Origin of the sequence: Macrococcus equipercicus (assembly GCF_004359525.2) — a bacterium.
GTDB classification, from domain to species: domain Bacteria; phylum Bacillota; class Bacilli; order Staphylococcales; family Staphylococcaceae; genus Macrococcus; species Macrococcus equipercicus.
Map to the genome: position 1 here is coordinate 118,729 of NZ_SCWC02000001.1, position 16,870 is coordinate 135,598.

General features: G+C 45.8%; 15 protein-coding genes. 9 read left to right on the top strand and 6 right to left on the bottom strand.

What is annotated here, in order from left to right; translation table 11 throughout:
• Nucleotides 1–55: 55 nt before the first annotated feature.
• The 5 genes from ERX35_RS00595 to queC all read right to left on the bottom strand — a co-directional run bounded on the left by ERX35_RS00595 (nucleotide 56) and on the right by queC (nucleotide 2,846).
• Entirely contained in the window at nucleotides 56–310 is a 255-nt protein-coding gene (locus tag ERX35_RS00595; RefSeq protein WP_149457965.1) for a GlsB/YeaQ/YmgE family stress response membrane protein, read from the bottom strand.
• 114 nt (nucleotides 311–424) lie between these two features.
• On the bottom strand, nucleotides 425–1,006 hold the full coding sequence (locus tag ERX35_RS00600) for a hypothetical protein (RefSeq protein WP_149457966.1): 582 nt from the start codon (nucleotides 1,004–1,006) through the stop codon (nucleotides 425–427).
• Nucleotides 1,007–1,060: 54 nt separating this feature from the next.
• The gene (gene queE, locus ERX35_RS00605; RefSeq protein WP_149457967.1) at nucleotides 1,061–1,771 is read right to left on the bottom strand and encodes a 7-carboxy-7-deazaguanine synthase QueE; all 711 of its coding nucleotides are present in this window, start codon (nucleotides 1,769–1,771) and stop codon (nucleotides 1,061–1,063) included.
• A complete protein-coding gene (queD, locus tag ERX35_RS00610) occupies nucleotides 1,768–2,184 on the bottom strand; it encodes a 6-carboxytetrahydropterin synthase QueD (protein WP_149457968.1) in 417 nt (138 codons plus the stop codon). Before queD ends, queE begins: the two co-directional genes overlap by 4 nt.
• Entirely contained in the window at nucleotides 2,181–2,846 is a 666-nt protein-coding gene (gene queC / locus ERX35_RS00615) for a 7-cyano-7-deazaguanine synthase QueC (protein WP_149457969.1), read from the bottom strand. Before queC ends, queD begins: the two co-directional genes overlap by 4 nt.
• Nucleotides 2,847–3,010: 164 nt before the next feature.
• On the opposite strand from queC, the gene ERX35_RS00620 reads away from it, so the two are divergent.
• The 4 genes from ERX35_RS00620 (at nucleotide 3,011) to ltaS (ending at nucleotide 8,720) form a co-directional block, all read left to right on the top strand.
• Complete coding sequence (locus tag ERX35_RS00620; protein ID WP_149457970.1) at nucleotides 3,011–3,571, top strand: anthranilate synthase component II; 561 nt, start codon at nucleotides 3,011–3,013, stop codon at nucleotides 3,569–3,571.
• Nucleotides 3,568–5,277: a chorismate-binding protein gene (locus ERX35_RS00625; RefSeq protein WP_149457971.1), complete on the top strand. Its 1,710-nt coding sequence runs from the start codon at nucleotides 3,568–3,570 to the stop codon at nucleotides 5,275–5,277. The genes ERX35_RS00620 and ERX35_RS00625 overlap by 4 nt, the downstream gene beginning before the upstream one ends.
• A 350-nt stretch (nucleotides 5,278–5,627) precedes the next feature.
• The gene (locus tag ERX35_RS00630; protein ID WP_149457972.1) at nucleotides 5,628–6,554 is read left to right on the top strand and encodes a 5-oxoprolinase subunit C family protein; all 927 of its coding nucleotides are present in this window, start codon (nucleotides 5,628–5,630) and stop codon (nucleotides 6,552–6,554) included.
• 231 nt (nucleotides 6,555–6,785) lie between these two features.
• Nucleotides 6,786–8,720 carry a polyglycerol-phosphate lipoteichoic acid synthase LtaS gene (gene ltaS / locus ERX35_RS00635; RefSeq protein ID WP_149457973.1) on the top strand — a complete coding sequence of 645 codons (1,935 nt, stop codon included), beginning with the start codon at nucleotides 6,786–6,788 and terminating at the stop codon, nucleotides 8,718–8,720.
• 45 nt (nucleotides 8,721–8,765) lie between these two features.
• Here ltaS and ERX35_RS00640 read toward each other — a convergent pair whose 3' ends face one another.
• The gene (locus tag ERX35_RS00640; RefSeq protein WP_149457974.1) at nucleotides 8,766–9,578 is read right to left on the bottom strand and encodes a ZIP family metal transporter; all 813 of its coding nucleotides are present in this window, start codon (nucleotides 9,576–9,578) and stop codon (nucleotides 8,766–8,768) included.
• Between the two features lie 89 nt (nucleotides 9,579–9,667).
• On the opposite strand from ERX35_RS00640, the gene ERX35_RS00645 reads away from it, so the two are divergent.
• From ERX35_RS00645 to hisC, 5 genes are read left to right on the top strand one after another with little or no spacing between them, the layout of a single operon-like run.
• A complete protein-coding gene (locus ERX35_RS00645; protein ID WP_149457975.1) occupies nucleotides 9,668–11,524 on the top strand; it encodes an ABC-F family ATP-binding cassette domain-containing protein in 1,857 nt (618 codons plus the stop codon).
• Between the two features lie 7 nt (nucleotides 11,525–11,531).
• Complete coding sequence (gene recQ / locus ERX35_RS00650) at nucleotides 11,532–13,298, top strand: DNA helicase RecQ (protein WP_149457976.1); 1,767 nt, start codon at nucleotides 11,532–11,534, stop codon at nucleotides 13,296–13,298.
• A gap of 50 nt (nucleotides 13,299–13,348) precedes the next feature.
• Nucleotides 13,349–14,278 (top strand): ABC transporter ATP-binding protein, encoded by a 930-nt coding sequence (locus ERX35_RS00655; RefSeq protein WP_149457977.1) that lies wholly within the window; start codon nucleotides 13,349–13,351, stop codon nucleotides 14,276–14,278.
• Nucleotides 14,275–15,789 carry an ABC transporter permease/substrate-binding protein gene (locus ERX35_RS00660; protein ID WP_149457978.1) on the top strand — a complete coding sequence of 505 codons (1,515 nt, stop codon included), beginning with the start codon at nucleotides 14,275–14,277 and terminating at the stop codon, nucleotides 15,787–15,789. The genes ERX35_RS00655 and ERX35_RS00660 overlap by 4 nt, the downstream gene beginning before the upstream one ends.
• Nucleotides 15,790–15,799: 10 nt before the next feature.
• Nucleotides 15,800–16,852, top strand: coding sequence for a histidinol-phosphate transaminase (hisC, locus tag ERX35_RS00665; protein WP_149457979.1), 1,053 nt, complete (start codon nucleotides 15,800–15,802; stop codon nucleotides 16,850–16,852).
• Nucleotides 16,853–16,870 lie beyond the last annotated feature (18 nt).

The following is a 16,870-nucleotide window of genomic DNA, read 5'->3' on the forward strand; positions in this document are numbered from 1 at the left end:
GAATGATAGCAGGATAGACAGCACAAAAAAAAGAGCCCGCAGGCTCTTTTTTTAATTAACGACGACGGTGCATCATGTTTAATATGATTGACACAATCGCGATTAAAAGAATAGTACCGATTAAAGCCGGTAAAATGTGAACGCCCCAGATTGAAGGACCCCAGCTGCCTAATAGAAAGCCGCCAAGTGAAGCACCGATTAAACCTGCGATAATATTACCGATTTTTCCGCCGGGAATATCAGTACCCATAATCATACCAGCAATCCAGCCGATAAGACCACCCATGATTAATGTAAGAATTAAGCCCATGTATGTTTCCTCCTGATAAGTAAGTAATAAGAACATTAAATTATGATGAGAAAGCTCTCATGCTGTATATATACCACCTGCTTAAAAAGTTAAACACAAAACTTATATTTTTTCTTAATTTACTTGCTCACGTCTTAAAACAAAGAGGATGAGCAGCAGAAACCAGAGTATATATAAATAGTTATAAGGCATAAAAAATGTCAGCAGGATGACCGTGCTGTACATCAGCAGCAGACCATAACGAACAGGGTACGTCATATACCGGTAAATGCTGTCTTTACTCCGCTCCAGCGGCCGGTCAATCACGCCCAGTGTAAACAGAATATAGCCTGTTATAAAAACACTGATACTCAAATAAGCAGTCGATAAATAAACTGATGAATCACTTGTAGAAAACAACAGCGGAATTAATAAGCAGATGACTAACGTCAGACCGGTCCATTCCCGCTTGCAGCGGACAGTCAGCGGCAGCATGCCTCTCATCGAGAGCAGAATGATGACAAACAGCTGACAGACGATAGTCAAAAGAAAAGCACGGTTGATGAAGTTCCCTTCACCGGAGAGCGGATACGTAATAAGTGCCGTCATCGTCATCGCAGCCGGAAGATAAGCAATAAAATATTGAGCATAATACCGGCTGAATAAATAGTGAAGAACGATTACTGTAATCACGCTGATTGACATTAGCAAAATCATAACTCACACTCCTGGAAAACAAACATTAAGCCGATTATATCAGTTTCGTGTGCGCTATACACCTTTTTTGTTGCTCCACAGCAGTGTATGAAGCTGCGGTGTTACAAATACGCTGTTCATCTGATGATCATCCATAACGCGGTCAATCAGCTCTTCATAGCGCTCCAGCAGTTTTTCTGTATGATTGCTGACTGTTTCGTCCAGATAAGGGTTGCCGACTTGAAGGTAAAACTTAAGCTCAGGGTAACGCTGATGAATCGTCCGTGCGAATGCGTAATCAGCGTCGTCAAAGACAACGACTTTCAAGCTGATGCGCTCTTTGTTCACCTGATTGATGATGCTGTCCAGTACGGCCAGGTTATGAACCATACCGGAGGACGGGGGCTTCGGACTGAGTGTCAGCTGATTGATGTCCGTCATCCAGTCCTGAAATTTAGAGCCTTGTGTTTCAAGCGCCACTTCGCAGCCTTCAGCATGAAGTAAAGTGACTAGTGAACTAAGTCCTTTAATCAAGGCCGGGTTTCCTCCTGATATAGTCACATGGTCAAAACAATCACCACCGACCGCCTTCAGTTCATTCATGATGTCTTCAGCCGTCATCATCCGGATGTCGTCTTTTGCTGTGCCGTCCCAGGTGAACTTGGAGTCGCACCAGCTGCATCTGAAATCACAGCCTGCCGTACGGACGAACATGGTTTTGCGGCCGATGACCATCCCTTCACCCTGGATAGTCGGTCCGAACACTTCCATTACAGGAATTTTCATGACTGCTCACCCCGGTAAATCACGTAGCTTGTCGGTGTCTCTCTTAAAAACACTTGCAGACAGACCGCTTTATTCGGCAGTGTATTCAGGTGCTCCTGCACTAATTCATGAATGCGTTCCGCTAATTTTTCTGTGGAGGGCATGATATCTTGAATATCAGGCAGGTCATTCAATAGCTGATGATCAAACCGGCCATGAATAAGCTGCTTCAGCGTGCTGAAATTCACGAGAAATCCTGCATCATCAAGCGTATTGCCGGCAATAGTGAGATTGAGGAAATACGTATGGCCGTGAACTCTGCCGCATGCACCTGCATCAGAATGCGGAATGTAATGCGCACTTGAGAAATTCATATCTTTGTTAAGCTCGAAACGATAGTTATGGGCGACTTGGGGATAAATCTGCTGTATCATTTTGTTTCTCTCTCTTTCATATAGGCATTGAGCCCGTTATTTCGTAATAGACAGCTCGGACATGTGCCGCAGCCGTCAGCGATAATGCCTTCGTAGCATGTTAATGTATTGTTTCTGACGTACTCTAGTTGACCAAGCGAATCAGCAAGTGCCCACGTCTCTGTTTTGTCGAGCCACATCAACGGGGTATGAATGACAAAGTCCTTGTCCATCGACAAGTTCAGCGTGACATTCAGTGATTTAATAAATATGTCCCGGCAGTCCGGATAGCCTGAGAAATCGGTTTCGCACACGCCGGTAATGATATGTCTGGCACCGATCTGATAGGCAAGGGCGCCCGCAAATGACATGAACAGCAGGTTACGGGCCGGAACAAACGTGTTCGGAATATCGTTTTCGGCTGTAATAGCCATTGTATGGTCGGTCAGTGCGTTCGGTGCAAGTTGTGCCAGAAGCGACATATCCAGCACGTGGTGTGTCAACTGCTGATCCTGTGCAATGCGTTCTGCCACCTCAATTTCAAGTGCATGTCGCTGGCCGTAGTTGAACGTCACGAGCTCAACTTCCTTGAAATGCTTCAGCGCGTAGAACATGCATGTCGTGCTGTCCTGACCGCCGCTGAAGACGACAAGTGCTTTATCATTTAATAATTGTCCATTCATTATATTCACCTTTTCCAATAAAAAAAGACATCTTTCCCTAGCAAGATGTCGTACTAGTTTTTTATAGAGGGTATGCGCTAGGAACCTCTTATATTAAATTCGTTTCTCATTGTAACAGAAAAAAGTTTATACTTAAAGAAATTAATGATAAGGACATGATGAGCATGCTGCTGATGATAGATAACTATGATTCATTTACCTATAATATTGTTCATTATTTAGAAGGGCTGGATTATGACGTTGTTGTCCGGACTCCTGACGAACTCATACTTGAAGAAATCTCCCTGCTTCATCCGGAAGCCATCATCATCTCACCGGGACCCGGGCATCCGCTTGAAGCAGAGCTCTGCCTGGCTGTTGTCCGGGAGTTTCAGGGCAAGTATCCGCTGCTCGGCATATGTCTCGGTTTTCAGGTGATCGTGGCAGCATTCGGCGGACAAGTTGTCCAGGGGCCGCCGGTTCATGGGCATCAAGTGATGATGACTCACGACGGACAAGGGATGTTTGAAGGATTAAAAAACCCGCTTGCTGTCGGACGCTACCATTCACTGAGAGCGTCAGTTGTTCCTGACTGCCTGACGATTACTGCGTCAGCGGATGATGTCATCATGGCAGTCCGCCATCGCTCGCTCCCCATTGAAGCTGTGCAGTACCATCCGGAATCCGTACTGACGGACTGCGGGCGGGAACAGCTCGCTAATTTTTTGAAGAGGTGCAGCCGATGATAAGAGCCTGTGTTCATTTTATCTCGCTTACAGACCATCAGCCTATAGACTATTATTTTGAAAATCCAGTTAAAGTGCTGAAAGCAGGATCGCCGGCTGAAGTGCCGCCCGTTCTGCAGGAGGCGGAACGATACAGCAGGGACCATTATGTAGTCGGCTATATGGCTTATGAAGCGGCAGCTGCCTGGTCTGATCGTATGAGCGTCAAAGAAGTCGAGACGTATGCTGCTTTTTATGTCTTTGATGCACCAGTCGCTCCTTTTGAGGGAGAACTGATGACAGCGCCGATGACTTTTGAATTTGAAACACCAAAAGCACAAGTGATCGAGCACATCGCTGAAATCCAGGAGGAAATCAGACGAGGCAATACGTATCAAGTCAATTACACAGTCCGTTTAAAGTCAGTCAGCGATAATGTGCCGTACGCGGTGTATCAACTGCTGACCAGAAAAGAGAATGGGCACTATACGTGTTATATCGAGGAAGACGAGGCAGCGGTCATCAGCATCTCGCCCGAGCTGTTCTTTGAACACGACCGCCAATCAGGCCGTATATATACGAAACCGATGAAAGGGACGATGCCGAGAACAGCAGGAGAAGATAATGGCCATCAACTTCTGGCATCCACAAAAGACCGCGCTGAAAATGTGATGATTGTCGATCTATTGAGGAATGACTTAAGCAGAATCGCACTGAAAAACACCGTGACAGTTTCTTCACTGTTTGAGATTACGGCGTATCCGACCGTCTATCAGATGACGTCAACAATCGAGGCTGTGCTGCCGGACACTATCACCTTGAATGAATTATTTGCAGCGCTCTATCCATGCGGCTCGATTACAGGGGCACCTAAAATCAGTACGATGACCGTCATCGACAGGCTGGAAGACTCGGCGCGCAGTGTATACTGCGGCGCCTGCGGCATCATGCTGCCGGACGGTAGAACGATTTTCAATGTGCCGATCCGTACGCTTGTGAAAGACGGGAAAAGTTATACTTACGGTGTCGGCGGGGGCATTACCATTGATTCTCTAGCGGACAAAGAATATGAAGAGATGGAAGCTAAATCGCATATACTCGACGAATTGACTCAAAGCAGCTTTCATCTGATTGAAACGATGCGTATTGATGACACAGGGGTCAAGCGACGGGACTATCATCTGGACCGGTTGACGCGCAGCTTGCAGCATTTCAATATGAGCTGGAATGCACGCCGGCTGAACAGCATCATGCAGCTGACAAATGACAATGCTGCGCTGCTGCGTGTCACAGCTGCTTCTGACAAACTGTTCTATGAAATAAAGGAACTTCCACCGGCAGCTAATAAAAAAGCTGTGCTGCGGCTGATGGATGAAGAAGACGAAGATAGACTGCTGTATAAGACTTCGTGCCGGGACCATTATACCGCTGATAAAGACAGTCTCTCTCTGTATTATGACAAGCGCGGCTATATTACTGAATTCAATATCGGTAATGTTGTCTACGAGCTAGATGGTGAGTATTATACGCCGGGCACCGGGAAATTTCTGCGGGGATGTATGCGGCAGGAACTGCTCGATAAACATATCATTAAAGTGCGCGATCTGACGCTCAACGAGTATGAGAATAAAAAGGAAGCGCTGAAATTCTGGATGATCAATTCACTCCGCGAGTGGACCGTTGTTCGTATTGAAAGTGAAATCACAACTATTAATGGTAATTCATGAGAGAAAAGCGTAGAATGAAAGTATTAACCTCGAAACGTTATAGGAGAATATTATGATTATAAGCTTACTGCTTCTCATTGGATTATGTATCTGGATTTATTACTGCAACCAGCAGGTACAGCTATTACTTAAAAAAGGTAATATCAATAAAGCACTCATATGGCTCTATTTAACCATGATTACTTCCGTGATTATAGTCGGTTTCCTGGTATTTGGTTTGAGAGAACAAGTATTGGCTCTATTAGATGTGTTCTACCGTCACTAGGTAGGGCACTTTTTTGGTAGCCTCAGTCTAAAGTCTTATTTTATTTACCGTGCTTATATTTTAAAGTAAAGAGCGAGGGATTGTTATGATTTTTGAGAAAGCAGGGATGTTTTCAACATTCCATAAAGACACAGCAAGTGATCCACTTGCCCATACACTGGCCAATGCACTGGTAGGCAACACGCTTGATACGGCAACGCTCGAAATGACGTTTGTCGCACCAGTCATCCACTTTGATGAACCCACTTTAATTGCGCTTACTGGAGCAGACTTTAAAGCTTATACGAAAGATAAGCCTGTTGCTCCTTACAAGCTGCATTTAATGGAACGCGGCGATACGCTGATGTTCCGCACACCTGATAAAGGAACGCGCGCTTATATGGCAGTCGGCGGCGGTATGCAGCTGAAAATCAATAAGACATTGAACGCATCAATCGATGGTTTGACAGGACTGATCAAAGACGGCGACGTTATTGAACTGTCCCGGCAGTATACGGATGTCCAGAAGACACTGCTGTACCAGCTCGTTCATCAGAAGGAGAGCAGCTGGGGAATCGACCGTTACAGTCTGGCGCGCATCTATTACTCTGATGTCTTCCACATTGCTGAGACTGATTACACGGTTCAGCTGACGGCGGACCAGAAGCAGCTGCTCGCTGAAGAAGTGTACGAAGTTTCACAGCAGTTCGACCGGACAGGATTCATGCTGGACGGTGATCATATAGCGCATGAAATTGCAGTGGCAGAGCAGCCTATTTGCCGGGGGGCGGTGCAGCTTAGTCCAGAAGGCAGGCTGATCGTCATTCAGAACGATGTGGAGCGGCCTGGTAAATTCCCGCAGATTGCGACCATTGCGCCTTATCATCTGCCGAAGCTGTCGCAGAAGAAACCCGGTTCAAAGCTGATCTTTAAATGGGAGACACTGGAAGAACATGCCTTATCAGAGAAATCTTACGAAACTTGGGTGAAAAGTCTGCTGCTGCAGATTAACTATCATTTAAAGCATCAATGAAAAATTTACATAATTGACATGATAAGTTCACATTTTACAATTTTTCGTCTAAAAATGCGGTCTTATAATTGATATTTGGCCAAAAAAGGTTTAAATTTATATGTTGTAACGCAAATTCCGGCTGATATTTATTAAGCATGATAATTTAAAGTAAATTTTATTAATGATCTCTGGGACACTAGTCATCTCAATCAATTATTTCAACCAATTTTATTTAATGGAGGAAAACTTATGAAGGAACGTAAAATAAGTATTTTTGTCTTCTTCCTGCTGACATTACTGACCATTTCAATAAAAACGTATTTCGCATACTATATCGATTTGTCACTCGGCGTAAAAGGCATAGTACAAAATTTAATATTACTGATGAATCCTTATAGTCTTGTCGCACTTATTTTGAGTGTGTTTTTATTCTTTAAAGGTCGTAAAGCATTCTGGCTGGTCTTTACAGCAGGATTCTTTCTGACATTACTGCTTTATTCCAATGTCGTTTACTTCAGATTCTTCTCTGATTTCTTGACATTCAGCACTTTGAATCAAGTAAGTAATGTCGATTCTATGTCAGGAGCTGTATGGAGTTCATTCCAATGGTATGACTTCGTCTACTTTATCGACACGATCATTTATCTGTTCGTTCTGCTGTTTAGAAAACAGTGGCTCAATACAAAAGCATTCAAGCGTAAATTCGTACCGGTATTAATGGGAATAGCAGTCGCACTGTTCTTCCTTAACCTGGCGTTTGCTGAATCAGACCGCCCGGAATTATTGACCCGGACATTTGACCACAAATATTTAGTCAAATATTTAGGACCGTACAACTTTACGGTGTACGACGGTGTCAAGACGATTAAAAATAACCAGCAAAAAGCAATGGCAAGTGAAGATGATCTTGCTAAAGTAAGATCGTACACAAAAACAAAATATGCTGAACCGAATCAACAGTATTTCGGCATCGCCAAGAAGAAGAACATCATTAAAATCCATCTGGAAAGCTTCCAGACTTTCCTGCTCGGACTGAAAGTTAATGGAGAAGAAGTGACACCATTCCTGAATCAGCTGACAAAAGGCAATGGGGACTTCATCTATTACAGCAATTTTTTCCATTCAACAGGCCAAGGGAAAACTTCTGATGCTGAACTGACGATGGATAATAGTATTTACGGGCTGCCGCAAGGTTCTGCGTTCTCACTGAAAGGTGATAACACGTATCAGTCACTGCCTGCGATATTGAATCAGCAGGAAGGCTATTACACATCAGTCATGCACGGCGACTACAAAACATTCTGGAACAGAGACCAGATTTATAAACATTTCGGTATCGATAAGTTCTACGATGCATCGTATTATGATATGAGTCCTGACAACCTTGAGAACTTAGGCTTGAAAGACAAAGAATTCTTCAAGGAATCTATACCTTACTTGAAAGCAGAGAAACAGCCGTTTTACACGCATCTGTTGACATTGACCAACCATTATCCGTTTACAGTAAGCAAGAAAGACGCGACTATCGCTTCACCGAATACAGGGAACCCGACAGTCGACGGATACATCCAAACAGCCCGTTATCTTGATGAATCAATAAAACAGTTCATTACAGAGCTTAAAAAAGAAGGACTGTATGACAACTCAGTCATCATGATCTACGGTGACCATTATGGTATCTCAGAAAACCATAATAAAGCGATGGCTAAACTGCTTGGTCAGGACATTACACCGACGAAATTCATGGATCTGCAGCGTACAGGTTTATTCCTGAAAGTCCCTGGTATTAAAGGACATGTTGATCCAACTTACGCAAGTCAAGTAGATGTAATGCCGACGCTCCTTCACTTAACAGGAATCGATGCGAAACCTTACATCGTTTTCGGTACTGATTTATTCTCTAAAAAACATAATCAGACCGTTGTCTTCAGAAATGGTGATTATATCACTCCTCAATATAAATCAATCAATGGAGTATATTACAACAATCAAACGAACGAGCCGCTAACAGATGAACAAGATAAGAAAAATGCAGAGAAAATCAAAAACCAAGTAGAAACTGAACTTGAAGTATCAGATAGTCTGTTAAATGGTGATTTGATGAGATTCTATAAAAATCCGGAATTCAAGAAAATCAATCCGATGAAATACAACTATGTTAATGGTACGGTAAGTAAAGAATAATCATTAAAGAAAAATCCCCTGAACTTTTGTTCAGGGGATTTTTGGTTAACCGAGCGATACGTCCAGTATCATCATGATAGTGAAGCCGAGCATTAAGCCGAGTGTCGCAAGGTCTGTATTATTACCGGATTGTGACTCTGGAATCAGTTCTTCTACGACGACAAAAATCATCGCACCCGCTGCAAATGCTAAAGCATAAGGCAGTAACGGTGTAATAAGTAAGACAGCAGCAGCGCCGATGACGGCGAACAGCGGTTCTACAAGTGCTGAAGCCTGTCCGAGCTGGAATGCCTTGCCCTTCGACTTGCCGTCTGCATAGAGCGGCAGGCTGAGCGCTGTCCCTTCCGGAATGTTCTGAATACCGATACCGATCGCAAGACCGATTGCTGCAAGCAGCGCAGTATGGTCATGATGGATAATGGAACCGAACGCAACACCGAGTGCCAGTCCTTCCGGAATATTATGTAATGTGATTGCGAGCAGTAACAGTGTTGACTGCTTTAAGTTACTTTTGACGCCTTCCTGCCTGTGTCCTTCTGAGCCTTCTCTATGCATATGGGGAATAATGAAATCAAGGCCGCGGATAAACATCCCGCCGAGCAGAAAGCCGACAGCTGCCGGTATCCACGGGATATTCCCCGCCTTTTCACTGAATTCGAGTGCCGGGGCGAGCAGTGACCAGAATGAGGCTGCAATCATGACGCCCGCTGCAAAACCCTGCATCGTGTTCAGCAGCTTGTTATTGACGCCGCGCACGAAGAACACAGCAGCAGCACCAGCAGCCGTTAAACTCCAGGTGAAAATTCCGGCAATCAGTGCCTGGATAACAGGTGATAATTGACTAAACCAGTCGTACATACGTACCTCCTTATTAAAAAAAGTGTATAATATTATATTGAGATTTTCATTTATAAATCATAACACATTAGACGAGATGAGGCCTAACTTTGGAAGCATATAAAATTGAGAAATTAATGAAGCAGTATGGTGACAAAACGATTTTTCACGATGTCGGTCTGAGTATCGCTGAAGGTGAAAAAGTAGCATTAGTCGGCATCAACGGCACCGGCAAAAGTGCACTGCTTAAATGTATCGCAGAAATTGAGCCGCATGACGGCGAGGTGACGCATCCTAATCATTATAAGATCAGCTACGCTGCCCAGGACCCTGTGCTAAGTGACGAGGACAATGCACTGGCCAATGTAATGGATCAGGACAGCCCGGTCGTACGTCTGCTCAATGAGTATGAAGCAGTCATCCAGCTGATGGCCCATGATACTTCTGAAGCGGTGATGCATCGCTTCAACAAGCTGCAGCAGCAGCTGGATGCTGTAGATGGCTTCAGCTATCAGGCAGAAGCCCGGACGATTCTGACGAAGCTCGGAATTATGGATCATACATCACCGCTGAAGACGATGAGCGGCGGCCAGCAGAAGCGGGTGGCACTTGCCCGGACCCTGCTTGAGAAACCGGATCTGCTGCTGCTTGATGAACCGACCAACCATCTGGATTTTGAATCCATCGCCTGGCTCATTCAGTTTATTAAGAGCTATAAAAAATCGGTGCTTGTCGTCACCCATGACCGTTATTTCTTGAATGAGACAGCTGACCACATCATTGAACTGAGAAACGGGCGGACGTATCAGTATCCTGGAAACTATGATGCCTATATTGCCGGCAAGGCTGAAGAAGAGGCGACGCTTGAACGCGTGCAGCATAAAGAAAAGCAGCTCTATAAGCAGGAGCTCGCCTGGATGCGTAAAGGCGCGAAAGCCCGCTCGACAAAACAGCAGGCCCGTATTGAACGCTTCAAGTCCATCGAAGACAAAGTAGCAGGACATATTTCTAAAGATGAGATGGCTGTCGATTTGAGCCACCAGCGGCTCGGTAAACAAGTATTTGAACTGGAGAATATCGGCATGGCATTCAACGGCCGGACATTGTTTGACAGCTTCAGCACTATCGTTCAGACGACTGACCGGATTGGTATTGTCGGCGAGAACGGGACAGGCAAGTCAACGCTGTTGAACATACTCGCGATGGAGCTTGAAAACTTCACTGGTCACTTGAAAGTCGGACAGACGGTTAAAGTCGGCTATTACAAGCAGAGCAATGCCCGTATGAATGAACAGATGCGAGTCATTGACTTTCTGCGGGAAAAAGCAGAGGAAGCCACGCAGTCTGACGGCACGAAGATTTCTGTCACGCAGCTGCTCGAACGGTTTCTGTTTCCGTCAAGCACCCACGGGACATTGATTCACCGGCTGTCAGGCGGAGAGAAGAAGCGCCTGTACTTACTCAGCATACTGATTGAAGGACCGAATGTGCTGCTGCTGGATGAGCCGACGAATGATCTCGATACAGAGACACTGACTATTCTTGAGCACTATTTGTCTGAATTCAGCGGTGCCGTGATCACTGTCAGCCATGACCGCTATTTCCTGGATAAAGTCGTGAATAAATACTGGTATTTGCATGACAGCGAAGTAGAGACATTACTCGGAGAATTTGACGATTATTTAACAGTGAAGAAGGACAAGGCTTCCGCTGTTAAAGTGCAGCCGGCGACTGTAAAGCCAAGACAGCAGAGCCGCATATCGTATAAGGAAAAACGCCGGTTTGAACAGCTGGGCTTGGAAATTGAGTCACTCGAACTGCAACTCGAGTCTGTTGATGCTGAGATTGCCGGTGAAACAATAAATTATGAGCGGTTGAATGAACTGACTGCTGAACGAGAAGCTTTAACTTTACGCTATGACGAATCATTCATCGAATGGAGCGACTTAGCAGAACGGATGGAGTAGAACATTAGTGGAAGACATATTACAGCGCTATTTTGGTTATGAGACATTTCGTACAGGTCAGCGGGAGTTAATATCATTTGTGCTGGACAATGAGTCAGCACTCGGGATTTTGCCGACAGGTGGAGGGAAATCCATCTGTTATCAAGTGCCGGGCATTATTAAAGGGGGCCTTACGCTTGTCATCAGCCCGCTGATTTCATTAATGAAAGATCAGGTCGATACATTGAACGCCTCAGGGATCAGTGCCGCTTATTTGAACAGCAACTTAAAAGCAGCCGAAGAACGGGAAATCATGACAGGTCTTGCCTATAACCGCTATCAGTTTCTTTATGTGGCGCCGGAACGATTCAATCAGCTGACTTTCAGGCAGATGCTGAATCAGCTTGATATTAAGCTGATCGCTTTTGATGAAGCACACTGCATCTCCAAATGGGGTCATGATTTCAGACCGAGCTACCGGCAGGTCATCAATTTTATCGGCCGGTTCAGCTGTCCGTTTCTTGCGGTGACCGCTACGGCGACAGTCGACGTCAAAAAAGATATACAGTCACTGTTAAACATAGCAGATGACCACGTCATCGAAACAAGCACAGGACGTGATAACCTGGCATTTAAAGTTGACCCGACTTATCAGAAAGAGAAGATGGTGCGGGAGTACGTCAGCAGTCACCGGCATGACTCAGGCATCATCTATGCCGGAACAAGAAAACAGGTCGAGGCGCTCAGTGAGCAGTTTAATCATCTGAATATTGATCACACTCTTTATCACGCCGGTCTGCCAAAGGCCGAGCGTGAGGAAAACCAGGCGAAGTTCGTCAACGATGACTGCCCGGTTATGATTGCGACGAATGCATTCGGCATGGGGATTGATAAATCCAATGTCCGTTACGTCATTCATTACAACATGCCGCAGGACCTGGAATCCTATTATCAGGAGGCGGGCCGCGCCGGACGGGACGGCCTGGACAGTGAATGTATTCTGCTGTTCAGTGACCAGGATATTAGACTGCAGCAGTTCTTCATCAGCACGAGCGATGAAGCGATTCAGGAGAAGAAGAAAGAGAAGCTTGAGAAGATGGTGCACTATACGAAGACAACACAGTGCCTGCAAGGAACAATCATCAATTACTTTAACCCGGATGAGCATTTACAACCATGCGGCAAGTGCGGCAACTGTCTGCGTCAAGGCTCTTATAACATGACGACTGAGGCGCTGAAGATTTTAAGCTGCCTGATCCGTATGAAAGAGCCGGTGAACCGTCTGCTGCTCATCAAAGTGCTGAGAGGGGAAGATAATCATGAAATCAAAGATTATCATTACCATCAGCTCAGTACTTTCGGTCTGCTGAAAGACTATGAAACAAAGGACATCTCAAGATTTATTGATACGCTGCTGTTCAATGGTTATATTCATGAAGTGAACGGCAGAATGATCTGTCATCCGTCAGCGAAAGAAGTCATCATGGGGCAGACAAAAGTGATGACTCACTATGAACCGATTAATTACAAAGAAAAAGTGACGATTAAAACAGTGACTGAAGTCAACGAGCAGCTCTTCAGTCAGCTGAAAAAAGTGAGAAAGCAGCTGGCTTCAGAGCTGAATGTGCCGCCGTTTACCATCTTCTCCGATCACACGCTGACGTTATTCGCCAAGAAGATGCCGACAACGAAGCAGGAGATGATTCATATTGAGGGGGTAGGCAGCTATAAGCTGAAGCATTATTGTCCGCAGTTCATTGATTGTATCAATGACTATCTGTCAGTGGCAAGATAGCGGCGATAGGCTTACAATAGATTGTAACAACTAACTTGCGGGGTGACGTCATGATAAAGTTCGATAATGTGTCAAAAATATATGGAGATAAGCATGCAGTGGATCATGTCTCCATGAATATTAAAGAAGGAGAGTTTTTCGTCCTGATTGGTCCTTCAGGCTGCGGCAAGACGACGACTCTCAAAATGATCAATCGTCTTATCCCGTTGTCAACCGGCTATATTTATTTCAAGGACAGACCAATCAGCAGCTATAAACTTGATGAGATGCGCTGGGATATCGGCTACGTGCTGCAGCAGATTGCTCTGTTTCCGCATATGACCATCCGCGATAATATCGCCCAAGTCCCATTGATGAAGAGATGGTCGCAGGCTGACATTGACAGCCAGGTCGACCGGCTGCTGAATATGACGGGTCTACCTGCTGAACAGTATCGGCATCGTTATCCGGCCGAACTGTCCGGCGGCCAGCAGCAGCGTGTCGGTGTCGTGCGCGCCCTCGCGGCTGACCCGCCGGTCATTTTGATGGATGAGCCGTTCAGTGCCCTCGATCCAATCAGCCGTGAGAAGCTGCAGGATGATCTGCTTAAGTTGCAGTCAGAAATCAAAAAGACAATTATCTTTGTCACGCATGACATTGCTGAAGCATTTAAACTGGGTGACCGCATCTGCCTGATGAATGAAGGCCGTATCGAACAGATCGGTACGCCTGAAGAGTTTATGAAAAATCCGAAAAACGATTTCGTGAAATCATTTATCGGCAATATGGCAGGCAGAATATACTACGCTGAAAACTTTGCCACACCTCTGCCGTTTGACCCGCAGTTTCAGGTCATGCCTGCTGACACGAGAATGGAAGAGATATACGACCTGCTGCAGACGCATGAGCGGATCAATATAGAGAGCGGGGACAAGTACATAGGTGCCATCACAAGAAGCACAGTGTTCACGCAGTTAAGTAAAGGAGGACAACCTTCATGAACGATTTAATGAACACACTGACAGAACGTAAAGGTGAACTGCTTACTGCTTTATTCGAGCATATTCAGCTGTCATTCATCGCTCTGCTGATCGCCATGCTGATTGCGGTGCCGCTCGGTATTCTGCTGACGAGAAGACAGAAGATCGCAGAACCGATCATCAATATTGCAGCAGTACTCCAGACTATTCCGTCACTCGCTCTGCTCGGGCTGATGATTCCGCTGTTTGGTATCGGCCGGATCCCAGCAATCATTGCCCTTGTCATCTATGCACTGCTGCCGATTCTGCGCAATACATACACGGGCATTAAAGAAGTGGATCCATCACTGAAAGAAGCGGCGAGCGGCATCGGGATGAACCCGTTCCGCCGGCTGACAAAAGTCGAACTGCCGCTTGCGATGCCTGTCATTATGGCGGGAATACGGACAGCGATGGTGCTGATTATCGGTACAGCGACACTTGCCGCATTCATTGGTGCAGGAGGTCTCGGTGACTTGATTCTGCTGGGGATCGACCGCAATAATACATCGTTAATACTGCTTGGCGCCATTCCGGCTGCAATACTTGCTGTGTTCTTTGACAGCATACTGCGTGTTATGCAGCGGCTATCCTACAAGAACATCGGCATCATTTTGGCAGTTCTTGCAGCTCTGTGCGTCGTTGTAGCAGTGCTGCCGCTGTTCAACCGCGGCAGTGACAAACTGGAGATCGCCGGCAAACTTGGCACAGAACCAGAGATCATCACGAATATGTATAAGTTTGTCATCGAAGACAAAACGGCTCTTAAAGTCGATGTGAAGCCGGGTCTCGGTAAGACGTCATTTTTATTCAACGCGCTGAAGTCAGGAGACATTGACGGTTACCTGGAATTCACCGGCACGGTCCTCGGTGAACTGACGAAAGAACAGCCGACGGGAACAACTGAACAGAAAGTATTCAAACAGGCGAAAACATCCATTGATAAAAAATACGGCATGGCGCTGTTAGCACCGATGAAATACAACAATACTTATGCGCTGGCCGTGAAAAAAGAGTACGCCGAGCAGCACGGCTTAAAGACAATATCTGACCTGGCTAAAGTGAAAAATGACATTAAGGCCGGATTTACACTTGAATTCAACGACCGGGAAGATGGCTATAAAGGCATCCAGAAAAAATACGGCATTCAATTGAAGAACGTCAAGACGATGGAACCTAAAATTCGCTATCAGGCCGTACAAAACGGCAGTATTGATGTCATCGATGCTTACTCAACAGATGCTGAGCTCCGCAAATACGGCATGGTTGTCCTGCAGGACGATCAACAGCTCTTCCCGCCTTATCAAGGGGCACCGCTATTTATGAATCAAACGATCAAAGACCATCCTGAAGTGAAGACAGCACTTAATACACTGGCCGGTAAAATTACTGACGAAGAGATGCAGCAGATGAACTATGATGTCGCTTACGGCGGCAAGAAAGCAGAAGATGTCGCACGGCAATATTTGAAACAGCATCAGCTGATAAAATAGGAGGGCTCGTATGAAACCACAGATTAAGCAACTGAATGTCTACCAGCCTGGCAAAACAGCTGAGGAACTTCAGACAGAACTTGGTATTAACGGCGAGATGATGAAACTCTCATCCAATGAGAATGTTTACGGACCGTCACCTGCAGTGCAGCGAGCACTGCAGCAAGCCCTGAAAAATCTGCATGAATATCCGGATAGCAGCGGCAGAGCGCTTAAACAGACGATCGCTGCCCATTATGATGTTGCTGAAGCGTCGATACTGCTCGGTGCAGGACTCGATGAAGTGATTATGATGCTGTCCCGTGCTATTTTAAGACCAGGTGACGTCATACTGACAAGTGACCAGACGTTTGTCCAGTATCAGCATCATGCAGTCATTGAAGACTGTACGATTGTGACCGCGCCACTGACAGATGGCAAATTTAATTTGACGGCGCTCAGCGCTAAAATTTCTGCTGACACCGCGCTGATCTGGCTGTGCAATCCGAATAATCCGACCGGCAACTATTTCTCAGAAGAAGAACTGACTGCATTTCTTGATCAAGCAGGGGATATTCCAGTCGTGCTGGACGAAGCTTACGCAGAATATGTGACGGCAACTGATTACCCGGACAGCTTCGCACTGCGTGCAGCTTATCCAAATCTGATCATCTTAAGAACATTCTCGAAAGCTTACGGACTTGCCGCATTACGTGTCGGCTACGCCGTTTCTTCTGATGACTGGACGTATCTATGGCATCATGTCAAACTGCCGTTCAATGTGACGTCGCTGTCACTTGCAGCGGCGGACGCTGCACTGCAGGATCAGTCGTACTTGACAACAGTTCAGCAGCGGAATGCAGTGGAAAGACAGCGTTATTTTGCTTCTGAGGTCAGCAAATATCTGCTGCCGTCTCAGACCAACTTTGTACTTGTGGAGACAGAAGACATCAAGCAGCTGAACGACTATTTACTTGATGCAAGTATTATTGCACGGCCGACGCCGGCTGGAGTGAGGATTACAATCGGCACGGCAGCGCAGAATACGGTTGTCATTAAAGCGCTGGAAGATTACTTTGCATAAAAAAATGAAGGGATGAAC

Coding starts and splice junctions, on each gene's coding strand:
- hisC (WP_149457979.1), top strand. CDS start 15,800: ATGAAACCACAGATTAAGCAACTGAATGTCTACCAGCCTGGCAAAACA.
- ERX35_RS00640 (WP_149457974.1), bottom strand. CDS start 9,578: ATGTACGACTGGTTTAGTCAATTATCACCTGTTATCCAGGCACTGATT.
- ERX35_RS00600 (WP_149457966.1), bottom strand. CDS start 1,006: ATGATTTTGCTAATGTCAATCAGCGTGATTACAGTAATCGTTCTTCAC.
- queE (WP_149457967.1), bottom strand. CDS start 1,771: ATGAAAATTCCTGTAATGGAAGTGTTCGGACCGACTATCCAGGGTGAA.
- ERX35_RS00595 (WP_149457965.1), bottom strand. CDS start 310: ATGGGCTTAATTCTTACATTAATCATGGGTGGTCTTATCGGCTGGATT.
- ERX35_RS00630 (WP_149457972.1), top strand. CDS start 5,628: ATGATTTTTGAGAAAGCAGGGATGTTTTCAACATTCCATAAAGACACA.
- ERX35_RS00620 (WP_149457970.1), top strand. CDS start 3,011: ATGCTGCTGATGATAGATAACTATGATTCATTTACCTATAATATTGTT.
- ERX35_RS00625 (WP_149457971.1), top strand. CDS start 3,568: ATGATAAGAGCCTGTGTTCATTTTATCTCGCTTACAGACCATCAGCCT.
- ltaS (WP_149457973.1), top strand. CDS start 6,786: ATGAAGGAACGTAAAATAAGTATTTTTGTCTTCTTCCTGCTGACATTA.
- ERX35_RS00660 (WP_149457978.1), top strand. CDS start 14,275: ATGAACGATTTAATGAACACACTGACAGAACGTAAAGGTGAACTGCTT.
- queC (WP_149457969.1), bottom strand. CDS start 2,846: ATGAATGGACAATTATTAAATGATAAAGCACTTGTCGTCTTCAGCGGC.
- queD (WP_149457968.1), bottom strand. CDS start 2,184: ATGATACAGCAGATTTATCCCCAAGTCGCCCATAACTATCGTTTCGAG.
- ERX35_RS00655 (WP_149457977.1), top strand. CDS start 13,349: ATGATAAAGTTCGATAATGTGTCAAAAATATATGGAGATAAGCATGCA.